The organism is Streptomyces sp. NPDC001351, assembly GCF_042896045.1.
Taxonomy (GTDB): Bacteria; Actinomycetota; Actinomycetes; order Streptomycetales; family Streptomycetaceae; genus Streptomyces.
Genome location: NZ_JBIAWS010000008.1, coordinates 394,859 through 409,920 on the forward strand (window position 1 = coordinate 394,859; position 15,062 = coordinate 409,920).

Annotated in this window: 13 protein-coding genes, 1 pseudogene and 1 riboswitch; of the genes and pseudogenes, 6 read left to right on the forward strand and 8 right to left on the reverse strand. The window is 69.7% G+C overall.

What is annotated here, in order from left to right:
- Window positions 1–41: 41 nt before the first annotated feature.
- Window positions 42–1,328 (reverse strand): threonine synthase, encoded by a 1,287-nt coding sequence (gene thrC / locus ACFY1U_RS29880; RefSeq protein WP_390697223.1) that lies wholly within the window; start codon window positions 1,326–1,328, stop codon window positions 42–44.
- An 18-nt stretch (window positions 1,329–1,346) separates the two neighbouring features.
- A riboswitch (SAM riboswitch) is annotated at window positions 1,347–1,504 on the reverse strand.
- Between the two features lie 161 nt (window positions 1,505–1,665).
- On the opposite strand from thrC, the gene ACFY1U_RS29885 reads away from it, so the two are divergent.
- Together ACFY1U_RS29885 and ACFY1U_RS29890 are read left to right on the forward strand one after the other, a co-directional pair.
- Window positions 1,666–2,610, forward strand: a complete 945-nt coding sequence (locus tag ACFY1U_RS29885) for a glucosyl-3-phosphoglycerate synthase (RefSeq protein WP_390697224.1) — start codon at window positions 1,666–1,668, stop codon at window positions 2,608–2,610.
- Between the two features lie 95 nt (window positions 2,611–2,705).
- On the forward strand, window positions 2,706–4,097 hold the full coding sequence (locus ACFY1U_RS29890) for a trehalose-6-phosphate synthase (protein ID WP_390697225.1): 1,392 nt from the start codon (window positions 2,706–2,708) through the stop codon (window positions 4,095–4,097).
- 58 nt (window positions 4,098–4,155) lie between these two features.
- Here ACFY1U_RS29890 and otsB read toward each other — a convergent pair whose 3' ends face one another.
- Genes otsB through ACFY1U_RS29905 form a run of 3 tightly spaced genes read right to left on the reverse strand, consistent with a single transcriptional unit; the run spans window position 4,156 to window position 6,617 of the window.
- Entirely contained in the window at window positions 4,156–5,037 is an 882-nt protein-coding gene (otsB, locus tag ACFY1U_RS29895; RefSeq protein WP_390697226.1) for a trehalose-phosphatase, read from the reverse strand.
- 58 nt (window positions 5,038–5,095) lie between these two features.
- Window positions 5,096–5,356: a DUF3263 domain-containing protein gene (locus ACFY1U_RS29900; RefSeq protein WP_390697227.1), complete on the reverse strand. Its 261-nt coding sequence runs from the start codon at window positions 5,354–5,356 to the stop codon at window positions 5,096–5,098.
- A gap of 40 nt (window positions 5,357–5,396) precedes the next feature.
- A complete protein-coding gene (locus ACFY1U_RS29905; protein ID WP_390697402.1) occupies window positions 5,397–6,617 on the reverse strand; it encodes an ABC transporter substrate-binding protein in 1,221 nt (406 codons plus the stop codon).
- A 161-nt stretch (window positions 6,618–6,778) separates the two neighbouring features.
- On the opposite strand from ACFY1U_RS29905, the gene ACFY1U_RS29910 reads away from it, so the two are divergent.
- The 3 genes from ACFY1U_RS29910 (at window position 6,779) to ACFY1U_RS29920 (ending at window position 9,989) form a co-directional block, all read left to right on the forward strand.
- Window positions 6,779–7,720, forward strand: coding sequence for an ROK family protein (locus tag ACFY1U_RS29910; RefSeq protein ID WP_390697228.1), 942 nt, complete (start codon window positions 6,779–6,781; stop codon window positions 7,718–7,720).
- Window positions 7,720–8,958 (forward strand): N-acetylglucosamine-6-phosphate deacetylase, encoded by a 1,239-nt coding sequence (gene nagA / locus ACFY1U_RS29915; RefSeq protein ID WP_390697229.1) that lies wholly within the window; start codon window positions 7,720–7,722, stop codon window positions 8,956–8,958. The genes ACFY1U_RS29910 and nagA overlap by 1 nt, the downstream gene beginning before the upstream one ends.
- A gap of 101 nt (window positions 8,959–9,059) precedes the next feature.
- Window positions 9,060–9,989, forward strand: a complete 930-nt coding sequence (locus tag ACFY1U_RS29920; RefSeq protein ID WP_390697230.1) for a 1-phosphofructokinase family hexose kinase — start codon at window positions 9,060–9,062, stop codon at window positions 9,987–9,989.
- Between the two features lie 465 nt (window positions 9,990–10,454).
- Here the strand turns inward: ACFY1U_RS29920 and ACFY1U_RS29925 are convergent, their stop codons facing one another.
- Window positions 10,455–10,949, reverse strand: a complete 495-nt coding sequence (locus ACFY1U_RS29925; RefSeq protein ID WP_390697231.1) for a hypothetical protein — start codon at window positions 10,947–10,949, stop codon at window positions 10,455–10,457.
- 212 nt (window positions 10,950–11,161) lie between these two features.
- Window positions 11,162–11,662 (reverse strand): lactococcin 972 family bacteriocin, encoded by a 501-nt coding sequence (locus ACFY1U_RS29930; RefSeq protein WP_390697232.1) that lies wholly within the window; start codon window positions 11,660–11,662, stop codon window positions 11,162–11,164.
- Between the two features lie 217 nt (window positions 11,663–11,879).
- Between ACFY1U_RS29930 and ACFY1U_RS29935 the strand changes: the two are divergent.
- Window positions 11,880–12,076 (forward strand): annotated as a pseudogene (locus ACFY1U_RS29935) (1-phosphofructokinase); the annotation flags it as partial.
- A gap of 7 nt (window positions 12,077–12,083) precedes the next feature.
- On the opposite strand, the gene ACFY1U_RS29940 reads toward ACFY1U_RS29935, so the two are convergent.
- Both ACFY1U_RS29940 and cdgB read right to left on the reverse strand, forming a co-directional pair.
- Window positions 12,084–13,031 (reverse strand): CBM35 domain-containing protein, encoded by a 948-nt coding sequence (locus tag ACFY1U_RS29940; RefSeq protein WP_390697233.1) that lies wholly within the window; start codon window positions 13,029–13,031, stop codon window positions 12,084–12,086.
- A 133-nt stretch (window positions 13,032–13,164) separates the two neighbouring features.
- Window positions 13,165–14,823 (reverse strand): diguanylate cyclase CdgB, encoded by a 1,659-nt coding sequence (cdgB, locus tag ACFY1U_RS29945; protein WP_390697234.1) that lies wholly within the window; start codon window positions 14,821–14,823, stop codon window positions 13,165–13,167.
- Window positions 14,824–15,062: the final 239 nt, after the last annotated feature.

Below are 15,062 nucleotides of genomic sequence, written 5' to 3' on the forward strand. Positions count from 1 at the left end.
GAACCTCCGGTCGGGGTATGGCTTTTAAGGGGCACGGGGAACTACGCGAGGCCGGCCTCGCGGAACGACTCCAGGCTCGGGCGAATCGTGGCGGTGAGCCCGGTGCCAGCCACCGCATCCAGTGTCTTCAGACCGTCTCCCGTGTTGAGGACGACCGTGGTCAGCGTCGGGTCGAGGACACCGTTCTCGATGAGCTTGCGCGTCACACCCACGGTCACGCCACCGGCGGTCTCCGCGAAGATTCCCTCGGTCCTGGCGAGCAGCCGGATCGCGTCCACGATCTGCTCGTCGTTCACGTCCTCCACCGCCCCACCGGTACGGCGAGCGATGTCCAGCACATACGGCCCGTCCGCCGGGTTGCCGATGGCCAGCGACTTGGCGATCGTGTTCGGCTTCTGCGGCCGCACCACGTCGTGCCCGGCCTTGTAGGCCACCGACACCGGCGAGCAGCCCTCGGCCTGGGCGCCGAAGATCTTGTACGGCTTGTCCTCGACGAGGCCGAGCTTGATCAGCTCTTGCAGCCCCTTGTCGATCTTCGTCAGCTGCGAGCCGGAGGCGATCGGCACGACCAGCTGGTCCGGCAGCCGCCAGCCGAGCTGCTCGCAGATCTCGTACGCCAGGGTCTTGGAGCCCTCGGCGTAGTACGGCCGCAGGTTGACGTTGACGAAGCCCCAGCCCTCGCCGGCCGGGTCGCCGATCAGCTCGGAGCAGAAGCGGTTCACGTCGTCGTAGTTGCCCTCGATGCCGACGAGCTCGCCGCCGTAGACCGCGGCCATGACGACCTTGCCCTGCTCCAGGTCGTGCGGGATGAACACGCAGGAACGGAAGCCGGCGCGGGCGGCGGCGGCACCCACCGCACCGGCCAGGTTGCCGGTGGACGAGCAGGACAGGGTGGTGAAGTCGAAGGCGCGGGCGGCCTCGATGGCCTGGGCGACGACCCGGTCCTTGAAGGAGTGCGTCGGGTTGCCGGAGTCGTCCTTGACGTACAGACCGCCGGTCACGCCCAGCTCGCGGGCCAGGTTGTCGGCCTTGACGAGCTTGGTCCAACCGGGGTTGATGTTGGGCTTGTCCGCCACGTCCGCCGGGACGGGCAGCAGGGGCGCGTAACGCCAGATGTTCGCGGGACCCGCCTCGATCTGCTTGCGGAGCTCCTCGGTGTCGTAGGCCGAGAAGTCGTACGCGATCTCGAGCGGGCCGAAACACTCCTCGCAGGCGAAGACCGGGCCGAGGGGCACCTGGTGACCGCACTCGCGGCAGGAGAGCGCCGCGGCGGGACCGAGGTCGACGGTCGTGGAGTCGGTGGTGCTTGCAACAGTCTGCGCAGCCATGTGAGGCGAGGCCCTTTCTCCTCATCTTCCTCACGACGCATCTCGCCGTGAGACGGATTTGGCACCTTCCCTAGCCGGGAGCCTCGCGGAACGATCAGCATCGATCGGTTACGAGACCGGCTGGAGGGTTGCCGGGGCTTCATCGGGCCGTATCCCTCTGCCCCTCTGGATGAGCGGTATGCGGTTGTGAACGCCGGGCGACCCCGACATGCGATGGTCACCAGCGTTGTTCAAGACTGTAACGGAAGGCCAGGACAGTTGAGATAGTCGTCCGAACCGCGAGATGGATCACATGATGATCCGGTCTTCGCCGAGAGAACGCAGAGGAGCCGCCTACGTGCTGGAAGAAGTCGAGCGCTGGCTGAGCACCCGCTCCTGGTCCCTGACCGACCGCCCTCTCCACCAGATCCTCGCTGCCAAGCAGCGCACGGGACAGTCGGTCAGCGTCGTGCTGCCCGCGCTCAACGAGGAGGAGACGGTCGGCGACATCGTCGCGATCATCCGTCACGACCTGATGCAGCAGGTTCCGCTCGTCGACGAGATCGTCGTCGTCGACTCCGGGTCCACCGACCGTACGTCCGAGGTCGCCGCGGCGGCCGGGGCCAGGGTCGTCCACCGTGACGACATCCTGCCCCGTATCCCGACCGTCCCCGGCAAGGGCGAGGTGCTGTGGCGCTCGCTCCTGGTCACGAGCGGGGACATCGTCTGCTTCATCGACGCCGACCTCAAGGAGTTCTCCTCCGACTTCGTCTCCGGGATCGTCGGCCCGCTGCTCACCGACCCGGCGGTCGACCTGGTCAAGGGCATGTACGACCGTCCGCTGGCCGGCGCCCAGGGCCAGGGCGGCCGGGTCACCGAACTGATGGCGCGCCCGCTGCTCAACATGCACTGGCCGCAGCTGGCGGGCTTCGTGCAGCCGCTCGGCGGTGAGTACGCGGCCCGGCGCAGCCTGCTGGAACAGCTGCCGTTCCCCGTCGGGTACGGCGTCGAGCTGGGCATGCTGGTCGACGCCCTGCACCTGGTGGGCCTCGACGCACTCGCCCAGGTGGACGTCGGGGTGCGCAAGCACCGCCACCAGGACGGGCAGGCGCTGGGCCGGATGTCCGCCGCGATCTACCGCACGGCACAGCTGAGGCTGGCCCGCGGCCACCTCATCCGTCCCTCCCTCACCCAGTTCGAACGGGGCGAGGACGGCTTCGAGCCGCGCACCTACTCCGTGGACACGGAGGAGCGGCCGCCGATGGTGGAGATCACGGAGTACGCGTCGCGCAAGGTCGCCTGAGGCGGCGCGTTACGCGGCGTGGGCGGTGTATACGGTCCACTCGCAGAGCGCAGCCGTACGTTTGAGCGTTTACGGGCCGGGCTAGGTTGAGGCGTATGGCTTCCACGCACGGCGCTGGTCATCAGGTGCTGGTCGCGTCCAACCGCGGCCCGGTCTCGTACGAAGTGCAGGAGGACGGCTCGCTGGCCGCCAGGCGTGGCGGCGGCGGGCTGGTCTCCGGCCTCTCCGCGATCGGGCCCGACGCGGACGCCCTGTGGGTGTGCTCGGCCCTGTCCGACGGCGATCGCGAGGCGGTACGGCGCGGGGCCGGCGAGGGCGGGGTGCGGATGCTGGACATCCCGGCCGGCGTGCACGCCGACGCGTACAACGGCATCGCGAACTCGGTGCTGTGGTTCGTGCACCACATGCTGTACCAGACGCCGCTGGAGCCGGTCTTCGACGCGGAGTTCCGGCGGCAGTGGGCGTCGTACGAGACCTACAACCGGGCCTTCGCCGAGGCGCTGGCGCAGGAGGCGGCCGAGGGCGCGGCGGTGCTGGTGCAGGACTACCACCTGTGTCTGGTGCCGGGCATGCTCCGCGAGCTCCGTCCCGACCTGCGCATCGGGCACTTCTCGCACACGCCGTGGGCACCGGTGGACTACTTCCGGATGCTGCCGGACGACATCGCCGAGCAGCTTCTGCACGGCATGCTGGGCGCCGACCGGCTGGGCTTTCTGACCCGGCGCTGGGCGGACGCGTTCACGGCGTGCGCCACGGCGGTGGTGGGCGGCCTCGGGGGCACGGAGATCGGCGTGCACGGCCTGGGCGCGGACGCGGACTTCCTGCGCAAGCGCTCGCACGAGGCCGATGTGGCCGAGCGGATGGCCGCGCTGAAGGAGGAGATCGGCGCCGGCCGCAGGACGGTCGTGCGGGTCGACCGCACCGAGCTGTCGAAGAACATCGTGCGCGGGCTGCTGGCGTACCGGCAGCTGCTGGAGGACCGCCCCGAGTGGCGGGAGCGGGTCGTGCATGTCGCGTTCGCCTATCCCTCCCGGCAGGACCTCGCCGTGTACCGCGACTACACGGCCGAGGTGCAGCGGGTGGCCGAGGAGATCAACTCCCGTTTCGGGACGCCTGGTTGGACCCCCGTCGTGCTGCACGTCAAGGACGACTTCGCGCGCTCGCTGGCCGCCTACCGACTGGCCGACGTGGCCCTCGTCAACCCGATCCGGGACGGCATGAACCTCGTCGCGAAGGAGGTGCCGGTCGTCTCCGACGAGGGCTGCGCACTGGTGCTGTCGCGGGAGGCGGGGGCGTACGAGGAGCTGGCCGAGGATGCGCTGACGGTGAATCCGTACGACGTGATCGCTACGGCGGAGGCGCTGCACGCGGCGTTGTGCCTGCCGGCGGCTGAGCGGGCCGAGCGGTCTAAGCGGCTTGCCGCTGCGGCTACGGCGTTGCCGCCTGCCCAGTGGTTTCTTGATCAGCTGGAGGCCTTGCGAGGCTGAGGTCTGGGGGCTGCCGCCCCCAGGCCCCCGCCTTCTCGGCCCTTAAGGGGCCTTGTCCTCAAACGCCGGACGGGCTGAAGGAATCCGCCAAGCCCCGCAGCAGGCGTACGACCCCCTCCGGGCCGTCCACCACGAGGTCCGCTCGTTCCCGTAGTTCCGTGACCTCGTCGCTGCCGCTGCACACCAGGAGGCCGGGGGTGCCGTCGGAGCGGAGTTTGTCGACGGCCGCGAAGGCGGGGAGGTCGCCGAGGTCGTCGCCGGCGTAGAGGACCGCCGAGGCGTCGATCTCGCGGACGTACTCCAGGAGGGCCACTCCCTTGTCGGTGCCCGGGGGGCGCAGTTCGAGGACCAGGCGGCCGGGTTCGACGATCAGGCCGTGGCGGGTGGCGAGGTCGGTGAGGGGGGCGCGCAGGGCCTCGAAGGCGGCCTGGGGGTCGGAGGCGCGGCGGGTGTGGACCGCGACGGCGCGGCCCTTCTCCTCGATCCAGGTGCCCTGCCAGGCGCCGATGCGGTCGAGGAAGCCGGGGAGTTCGGCGCGGACCGCGGCGACGCCGGGGTGGGGGGCGGGCGCGGTGACGTCGCCGCTGACCGCGTCCCAGCGTTCGGCGCCGTAGTGGCCGAGGACCACCAGGTGCTCCAGGCCGGGGACGCCCGCGAAGCCGCCGTGCCGCACGGCGACGCCGGCCGGGCGGCCGGTGACCACCGCGACGGAGGCGATCCGCGGGGCGAGGGCGGCGAGCGCGGGCACCGCCTCCGGGTGGGCGCGGGCCTGCTCGGGGTCCGCCACGATCGGGGCGAGGGTGCCGTCGAAGTCCAGGCCGACCACCGTTTTCGCGGGGTTCGCGAGGATCGCGGCGAGTCCGTCCCTGCCTGCCTGCGTGGTGGGCGTCGGCAGGGGGTCCATGGAGTGCGTCGAGTCCGTGTCCGTATGGGTGCCCATACGGTGACCATAACCGCGCGGGGCGGGGCGCACCCATGGCTCAGGGGAGCGCCGGCCGTCAGCGTTCCGCTCGGCGTGTCTCGCGCACCCTGCGCAACCTGTTCACCGTCACCGGGTCGTGGGCGAGGGCCCGCTCGTCGTCCAGCAGGGCGTTGAGCAGCTGGTAGTAGCGGACGGGGGCCAGGCCCAGCTCCTCGCGTATGGCGCGCTCCTTGGCGCCGGGGCCCGGAAAGCCCCGGCGCTCGAGGGCGAGGACTGCCCGCTCGCGCTCGCCCAGAGGTTCGCGCGGCTGGCGGCCTCCCCGCTGCTCCTGGTCCATGTCCTGAACCGTAACCCGCGCAACTGACAGCGCCCCGCGGCTAATGCGAGCTCTCCGCCATGGACGCCGTCGACTCCAGCTGCGCGAGGGTGGCCGCGGGGTTGCCGCCGGGGGCCACCGCGTTGCCTATGTGCTTCTTGACGGCCACGGCGACCGAGGCCCAGGAGGTCTTGTCGACGGGGTAGAGCTCGGACAGCGGCAGCTGCTTCAGGAACGGCTCCAGGGAGGCGTCCTGCCGGCTCGTGCTCATGATGTCGGAGGCGGAGGTGGTGACCGGCAGCAGGTCGTACTCGCGGGAGAAGGCGAGCACGTTCTTCTCGCTGTAGACGAAGTCGAGGAACTTGCCGACCTGCTCGGCGTGGCCGTTCTTCTTGAAGGCCATCATCCAGTCGGCGACGCCCATGGCGTTCTTGCTCACGCCGTCCTTGCCGGGCATCGGCACCATGCCGAACTTCACGCCCTTCTTCGCGGCGATCTTCATCAGCGAGGGGTGGCCGTTGAGCATGCCGACGTCGCCCTTGGCGAAGGCGGCGAAGGCGGTGGCGCGGTTGAGGCTGCCGGGCGCGACGGGACCGGTCAGGCCCTTGTCGACCAGGTCGTCCTTGAGCCAGTTGAAGGTGTCGATGTTCTGCGCGGAGTCGATGCCGTAGGTGCCGACGGTGTCGGTGTAACCGCCGCCGCCGCTCAGCAGCCACTGCATGGTCTCAGCCTGCGCCTCCTCCGGGCCGAGCGGCAGCGCGTACGGGAACTTCACCCCGCGCGCCTTGAGCACCTTGGCGTCGGCGGCGAGCTCGTTCCAGGTCTTCGGCGGGGTGAGCCCGGCGTTCTTGAAGAGGGTCTTGTTGTAGAAGAGCAGCCGCGTGGAGGCCGCGAACGGCAGCCCGTACTGCACGCCCTTCACCTGTCCGGCGGTGGCCAGCTGGGAGGCGAAGTCGGCCTGGGTGCTGATGGAGAGCATGTCGTCGGCCGAGTAGAGCAGGCCCTTGTCGGCGTAGTCGGCGTACGCGCCTATCTGCGCCATGTCGGGCGCCTCGCCCGCGTCGACCAGCTCCTTGACCTTGCGGTCCACGTCGTTCCAGGAGTACACGGTGACGTCGATCTTCACACCGGAGTGCTTGCTCTCGTACTCCCTGACCAGCCGGTCCCAGTACTTCTGGGAGCTGTTGTCGGCGGAGTCGCCGTAGTCCGCGGCGATCAGCTTCAGAGTGACGTCTCCTGAGCCGCCGCCGGTCAGGCCGCAGCCGCCGAGGACCGCCGTCATGCCCAGTGCGGACACCGCCGCGATCGTTCCTGTCCTACCCCGCCGCTGCACTGCTGTTGACCCCAACCCTACTGTCTCGCTGTTCAACATGTGGACACGATAGGTCTACACCACGTAAGTGGACTAGACCTCTTGCGGGTCCTCGGGCCACACTGTCCCCCGTGAGACATGTCATCGCCCTGGATGTGGGCGGCACCGGGATGAAGGCCGCGCTGGTCGCGCAGGACGGCGCCCTCCTCCACCAGTCCCGCCGGGCGACCGGTCGCGAGCGCGGGCCGGAAGCGGTCGTCGAGGGCATCCTCGACTTCGCCGCCGAGCTCAGCGCCCACGGCGCCGAGCACTTCGGCGAGCCCGCGTCCGCCGCCGGCGTCGCCGTCCCCGGGATCGTCGACGCCGACCGGGGCATCGCCGTCTACGCGGCCAACCTCGGCTGGCGCGACATCCCCCTGCGCGATCTGCTCGCCGAACGGCTCGGCACCCCGGTCGCCCTCGGCCACGACGTGCGCACCGGCGGACTGGCGGAGGGCCGCATCGGCGCCGGACAGGACGCCGACCGCTTCCTCTTCGTCCCCCTCGGCACCGGCATCGCGGGCGCGATCGGCATCGCGGGCCGGGTGGAGGCGGGCGCGCACGGCTTCGCGGGCGAGATCGGCCACATCGTCGTGCGGCCCGGGGGCAGCCCCTGTCCCTGCGGCCAGCGCGGCTGCCTGGAGCGCTACGCCTCGGCGGCGGCGGTGAGCGAGGCCTGGGCGGCGGCCACGGGCGACCCTGGCGCGGACGCCGCCGACTGCGCCAAGTCCGTCGCGTCCGGCGACCCGAACGCCGTACGAGTCTGGCAGCACGCGGTCGACGCCCTGGCCGACGGCCTGGTCACCGCCCTCACCCTGCTGGACCCCCGCACCCTGATCATCGGCGGCGGCCTCGCGGAAGCGGGGGACACCTTGTTCACACCGCTACGGGAGGCGGTCCGGGGGCGGGTCACCTTCCAGAAGCTGCCGACGATCGTCCCCGCGGCGCTGGGTGACACGGCGGGTTGTCTCGGTGCCGGGCTGCTGGCCTGGGACCTCCTCACTACAACTGACGGCACGGAGGTAACGCCCTGATGGCAACCCCCCTAGGGGCGCGGGGCCCCATTGAATCTGCGGCTACCGCCGCGTGGGCGCGATCAACCACGACGCACCCGCACCCCGCAACGGCCCGCACCCCCCTGGTGCTCTCCGGCGCCAACGTGGTCCTCCCCACCGGAACCGTCGAGAACGGCCGAGTGTTTGTCGAGGGCACTCGCATCGCCGGTGCGGCATCACCTGACGCTCAGCTGATCGACCTCACCGGCCACCACGTAGTGCCCGGCTTCGTAGACCTCCACAACCACGGCGGCGGCGGAGCCTCCTTCACCTCGGGCACGGTCGAGGACGTCCTCACCGGCATCCACACCCACCGCCTGCACGGCACGACCACCCTGGTCACCTCGACGGTCACCGACGACATGGACCTCCTCGCCCAGCGAGCGGGGCTGCTGAGCGAGCTCGCCGAACAGGGCGACATCGCCGGCATCCACTTCGAGGGCCCGTTCATCTCCCCGTGCCGCAAGGGCGCCCACTCCGAGAAGCTGCTGCGGGACCCCGACCCGGCTGCGGTGCGCAAACTGATCGACGCGGCCCGCGGCAGGGCCAGGATGGTCACGCTCGCCACCGAACTCCCCGGCGGCCTCGACTCCGTACGCCTCCTCGCCGAACTAGGCGTCATCGCGGCGATCGGGCACACCGACGCGACGTACGAGCAGACGGTGGCGGCGATCGACGCGGGCGCCACGGTCGCCACCCACCTGTTCAACGCGATGCCGCAGATCGGCCACCGCGCCCCCGGCCCGATCACGGCCCTGCTGGAGGACGAACGCGTCACCGTCGAGCTCATCAACGACGGCACGCATCTGCACCCGGCCGCCCTCCAGCTGGCCTTCCACCACGCCGGAGCGGACCGGGTCGCCTTCATCACGGACGCGATGGACGCGGCGGGTTTCGGCGACGGCCGCTATCTGCTGGGCCCCTTGGAGGTAGAGGTCACCGAAGGAGTAGCCCGTCTGGTGGAGGGTGGCTCCATCGCGGGGTCGACGCTCACGCTGGACCGGGCGTTCCAGCGGGCGGTGACGGTGGACGGACTGCCGGTGGAGGACGTCGTCACCGCCATCTCGGCCAATCCCGCCAAACTGCTCGGCCTGTACGACCGGGTCGGCTCCCTGGAGCCCGGAAAGGACGCCGACCTGGTGGTTCTCGACCATCAATTCGCCCTCAAGGGCGTGATGCGCCGCGGTGAATGGGTGGTCGATCCCCAACTGGGCTGATCTGTCCCGCTGTTGAGGACGGCGGTCGTCCTGCGAAAATAGGAGGGCCGCCGTCCGTTCGGCGCGTGCTCCGCATTCGTCTTCGGGGGAGGTCGGCCCAGGTGATCCTCACGGTCACGCTGAACACCGCTCTCGACCTCACCTACCGCGTACCGGCGCTCAAGCCGCACGCCTCGCACCGGATCACCGAGGTGACCGAACGGCCCGGCGGCAAGGGCGTGAACGTGGCGCGCGTGCTCGCGGCACTCGGCCACGAGGTGACGGTCACCGGCTTCACGGGCGGCGCCACGGGCCGCACGGTCCAGGACCTGCTGACCGCCACGCCCGGCCTGGTGGACGCCCTGGTCCCGGTCTCGGGTCCGACACGGCGCACGATCGCACTGGTGGACGATCGGACAGGCGACACCACGCAGCTCAACGAGCCGGGCCCCACCATCACCCCCGCCGAGTGGTCCGCCTTCCAGGAGGTCTACGAGGACCTGCTCGCGCCCGCGTCCGCGGTGGCCCTGTGCGGCAGCCTGCCGCCCGGGGTGCCGGTGGGCGCGTACGCGGGCCTGATACGTCTCGCGAAGGCCGCCGGGGTCCCCGTACTCCTCGACACGAGTGGCGAACCCCTGCGCCGCGGTGTGGCAGCCCGCCCGGACATGGTCAAACCGAACGCCGACGAACTGGCCGAGCTCACCGGCTCCCACGACCCCCTGCGCGGCGCCCAGGACGCCCGCCGCCGGGGCGCCCGGTCGGTGGTCGCCTCCCTCGGCACACAGGGCCTCCTGGCAGTCACCCCGGAGGGCCGCTGGCACGCAGCCCCGCCCGCCCGCATCCACGGCAACCCGACGGGCGCGGGCGACTCGGCGGTCGCGGGCCTGCTGTCGGGCTTGGCGGAACAACTCCCCTGGCCGGACCGCCTGTCCCGCGCGGTGGCCTTGTCGACGGCGACCGTACTGGCGCCGGTGGCGGGGGAGTTCGACCGGGGGGCGTACGAGGAGCTGGTGGGGCGGGTGGCGGTGACCGGAGAGGTCACCGCGGCCTAGAGCCTTCGCAGGGTTCGCATCACTGGATCGGTCGTTCCCGCGCCGGGAGGTGTCGGCTGCGGTGCACCGGCCGCGTGACACGTGTCGATCTGGCCACCGACGCCCACCCGGAGCACGGGACGCCCCCGCGCTGGATATCTGCCCGGACGACCGGCCCGAGGGGCGCAGTCACACCCCGCCAGCCTCAACTGCCCTGCCTGCCCAGAGCCTTACGGGGGTCTTCGAAGTTGAGCGGTGTATCGACCCCGATGACGCCTGCCAGGAGGGGATGCCACCTGCCCAGGAGTGTGACACTTCGCGGCAATCTGTCGCACTTTCGTGACCCGTCGGCCGGTCCCGTCGCAGCGATGCACCGCTCAACCTCGAAGACCACCTTACGGAACGTCCGCTCCTGGCTCACCCAGCCTGGCCCCGGCAAGCTGTCATCAAGTCCACTCGAACTGACCTGAACAGGATCACAAGGCACTAGCCAACGCCCACCCCGGCGGAACGAATACGGCGAGACCTCCACCAACCCCAGACCGTGTGGCCGACTAGAGCGACCGCAACGGCAACAGCCGTGAACCGAACGGTGGTCCAGGTACCCAGAACGACCTGACTCGGCCCGCGCGACTCCCTCTCCAGACGCATGGAAGTCTCATAAAAAGCCACCAGGGGAATAAGCAGCCGGAAGAACAGGCCGCCAACGCCCGGCACCCGTGCGAGATTCCCCAGGAGCCCAAGAGGTGCTCCGAAGAGAAATGCCAGCACACCCCAGAGGGCGATTCCGGATGACCCCGCACCCGAGGAATCCACTCCACCCAGGGAGGCCAGGTTTCCCTTGGTCAGGTAGTAGGTCACGACACCGATGGCCAGCCCCAGAGGCGCGAGAATCACTGATTCAATCTTGGACCGGCGGAAATAACCCACCAGAAACGCATAACAGGCCCACGGCCACCCACCGGTGAAAACGGCACCCACGGCCGCACCCGGACCGCCCCAATGTTCAGCGACGGGCCCCATCAACCCAAGCAACAAGCCAAGCCCGAGCGGAACCGCGAACGACGCGGCCCGAGCACCCCAACCGCTCACTCTCTCCCCTTCCAGCCCTAATGGGGCATTGCTCCGGGCTCGCGTGCGCCCGGAGCAATGCCCCACCCGAGGGAGGTCAACCCTCATCACGGCGGATACATTTATGCATTATCGTAATACGCATAGCAGGTCCACGCCGCACCCTGTGTCGAGTTGGCGTAGGAAGTCTCCCCCTTCGCCACCCAGCCACTTGAATGGTCGACGTTCAGGACCCTGACCGTCGACTTGTGCTGCACATCCGCGATGTAGTTCGAGTAGCACTTCTTTCCGGCCGACACCAGATCGTACCCATAGCACCACTTGCCATGAGTCACGGTCTCGCAGGTATTCCCTCTTCTCAGCTGAGCGGCCGAATTCTTGATTTCCAGCTTTACCACGCCCCACTCGGAGGGGTTGCCCAGCTCCGCCGGCGGCTTGACGCCGTCCCCCCTCTTGTGGATGACGGGCTGCCCGGCTATGAGGCCACCGCCGGCCTCAACCACGGCATTCCCTGCACCGTTTCCACCCTGAGGACCGTAGGCCGCCGCCGGTCCGGCAAAGCCGCAAACCGCGAGCGCAACGCTCACAAAGCCGAAAGTTATTGACCTTCCGAAGGTTTTCACGATATCCCCCTGTTCACCCCCCTGTTGGGGGTTTCGGAAGGATCTTCTATGAAGGAGCAGGGGCGGTCAATCAAATTGAGCATCACGGAAAGCCACTTTTGGCCGGTTCACTAACCCGACTCAGTGCGAACTGCCCATTTTTCGCCCGACCTGACCTATCTCCCCTCCCCGGTAGACGTTGTGAGGGATGGCTTGATCAGCACCCACCCATCCTCGGGCGGGCGACTCGGCGGTCGCAGTCCTGCTGTCGGGGTCGAAGGAACAACTCCCATGGCCGGACCGCCTGTCCCGGGCGGTGGCGCTGTCGGTGCCGGCGGCGACGGTGCCGGCGCCGGTGGCGGGGGAGTTCGACCGGGGGCGTACGAGGAGCTGGTGGGGCGGGTTGCGGTGACCGGGGAGGTCACCGCGGCCTGAGACCGCCCTAGCTCGTGACCTGACCCTTCTTCAGGTACAGCTGGTCCAGCAGGACGTTGCACTTGTCGCCGGCCTGGCAGGTCAGGGTGAGCGTGTTCGGGCCCTTCTTGAGGGTGGGCCACACGTAGCTCTTCGTCCAGCCCTTGGTGAAGTCGCCGTCCGCGGCACGCGCGAAGTTGCCCAGATTGAACTTCTTGCCGAACGGCTGGCCGTTGACGAGCAGTGTCATCGACTGGTCCTGGCCGGGGACGCTGTAGGTCGCGAAGAGGGTGTAGGCACCGGCCTCGGAGATGTCGTCGATCGTCCAGGTGACCGAGGAGCCGACGTTGTTGAGGTTGCCCACGTAGACACCGCCGTCGGCCCCGGCACCCTGGACGTCCGAAGCCTTCGCCGCCGTACCGCCCAGCTGAAGATCCTTCGCATCCGTCTTCGGCAGCTCCGCCGAAGCACTGCTGCTAGCCGACTGGCTCGGCTGGGAACTCTGCGAGGTGGACGGCGTGCTGGAGGAACCGCCGCCCGCCTTGTTGTCCTTGGAGTTGCCGTTCATCATCGCCACGCCGATGCCGATCACGACCGCGGCGACCACCGCGATCGCGCCGATCAGCAGGCCCTTGGTGTTGGGGCCGCGGCGACCGCCGCCGCTGTACGCCGGCTGCTGCGGGGCCGTGGGGGCGCCGCCGCCGGGAAGCGTCTCCGGCGCCGCGTAGTGGGCGTTCGGCTGGCCGTACGCGCCCTGCTGCTGCGGGGCCTGGCCGTAGGCGGCGGTCTGCTGGGCCTGGGCCGGCTGGCCGTACTGGCGCTGGCCGACGGCGCGGTTCCGGTTGACGGAGCCCGGGTAGCCGTAGCCGCCGCCACCGGACGGCGGCTGCGCTCCGTTGGCCTGCCCGTCGGCGTAGAGGTAGCCGAACGGGTCGTCGTCCTCGGGCGTGCTGGCGCCGTTGTTGCCGGACGTCATCTCCGTGGTACTCCTCAGCGGTGCGGGTCGAACGCGATACGTGGGGTCAGAATGGCGAGCCTACCCGCTCCCGCTGCCCCAAACGGGTGACTCGGATCGCATCGTTCCGCAGACAGGGCCCCTGACCTGGAGATCAGCCCGCGCGTCTGTGCTGTTTGGGACGAGATCGTTTCTCTACGTACATCCGCTCGTCGGCGGACTTCAACACTTCGTCCGCCGTCATGCCGCAGTGCGCCCACCCGATGCCGAAGCTGGCGCCCACGCGCACGGCCCGTCCCTCGGCCCGGATCGGCTGGATGATCTCGTTGCGCAGGCGTACGGCCAGGTCCTGGGCGTCGGCCCGGCCGAGCCCGTCGGCGAGGATCACGAACTCGTCGCCGCCGAGCCGCGCGACCGTGTCCCCGTCGCGCACGGCCCGCGACAGCCGCCGGGCGACCTCGATGAGAACCGCGTCACCCGCGTTGTGCCCGAACCGGTCGTTGATCGACTTGAAGCCGTCGAGGTCGCAGAAGAGGACCGCGAGCCCCTTGGTGCCGTCGTCGTGATCGCTTTGGGGGGCGGCGGTGTGCACATGGTGGTCGTAGCCGTCGTACACCTCGACGCCGCCGCCCGGCCGGAAGTCGAAGCCGTGGCCGCCCGCGTCGTAGACGGGATGGCCGTACGCCGCGTCCAGGGACTCCAGGGCGCCGGGGTGCCCGGCGCGCTGACAGAGGCGGGAGGAGAGACGGGAGCGCAGCTCGGCGGAGTTCGGCAGGCCGGTGAGCGAGTCGTGGGAGGCGCGGTGGGCGAGCTGCAGCTCACGCCGCTTGCGGTCCTCTATGTCCTCGACGTGGGTGAGCAGGAAGCGGGGCCCGTCGGCGGCGTCCGCGACGACGCTGTTGCGCAGCGACACCCAGACGTACGTGCCGTCACGGCGTCCCAGGCGCAGTTCCGCCCGTCCGCCCTCCGCCGAGGTCCTCAGCAGGGTGCCGATGTCCTCGGGGTGGACGAGGTCGGAGAAGGCGTAGCGGCGCATCGCGGAGGCGGGGCGGCCGAGGAGGCGGCACAGCGCGTCGTTGGTCCGCAGGATCCGGCCGTGCTGGTCGCCGCCCATCTCGGCGATCGCCATGCCGGAGGGGGCGTACTCGAAGGCCTGCCTGAAGCTTTCCTCACTCGCCCGCAGGGCCTGCTGCTCCCTTTCGAGTCTGACCAGTGCCCGCTGCATATTCGCACGTAGACGCGCGTTGCTGATCGCGATGGCGGCCTGGAACGCATACATCTGGAGCGCTTCACGACCCCATGCGCCCGGCCGCCGGCCGTTGCGCGGCCGGTCCACGGACAGGACGCCGATCAGCTCACCGCAGCTGCCGCCGGGCGAGGCGGGCATGTACATGGGCGCGAACAGCCGGTCCGAGGGGTGCCACTCGTCCTCGAAGCGGGGCGCGGGGCCGTCGGTGTACCACTGCGGGACGTCGTCGTCGTCGAGGACCCAGCCCTCGGTGTGCGATATGAACACCAGGTCGCCCCAGTGCTCGCCCATGCTCAGGCGGCGCTCCCAGGACTCCCGGGAGCCGACCCGGCCGGTGATGAGCGCCTCGGCCGCAGGGTTGCCGGCGAAGGCGGCGACGACGAGATCTCCGTCCGGACGTACGAGATTGACGCACGCCAGCTCGTAACCGAGGCCGTTGACCACGCCGTCGGCGACGGTCTGCAGTGTGTCCGCCAGGCTTCGGGCCGTGTTCATGTCAGCCATGACCTGGTGAAGTTGTCGCAGGGTCGCAAGACGGACGTACGGCTCCGACTCGGTCTCCATGCTCGCCCTCCCCCCGAGACCTCGCAGTGAATCAAGGGTTCTCATCGGCGTATCGTCATTGGCAGCTTCCCCGCCACTGAATCACAGCGCGCTGCCCACTCGGTACACAGGGTCAACAATTAGTGGCTCTTGTGACTCAAGTCACAGCCAAAGATGAACAATTGAGTGGTGTTTCTGCGTTTTCCCTATGCGTTTACTGAACGCAAACTTTGTGGGGATGTGGAGAAGCCTCCGCCGAT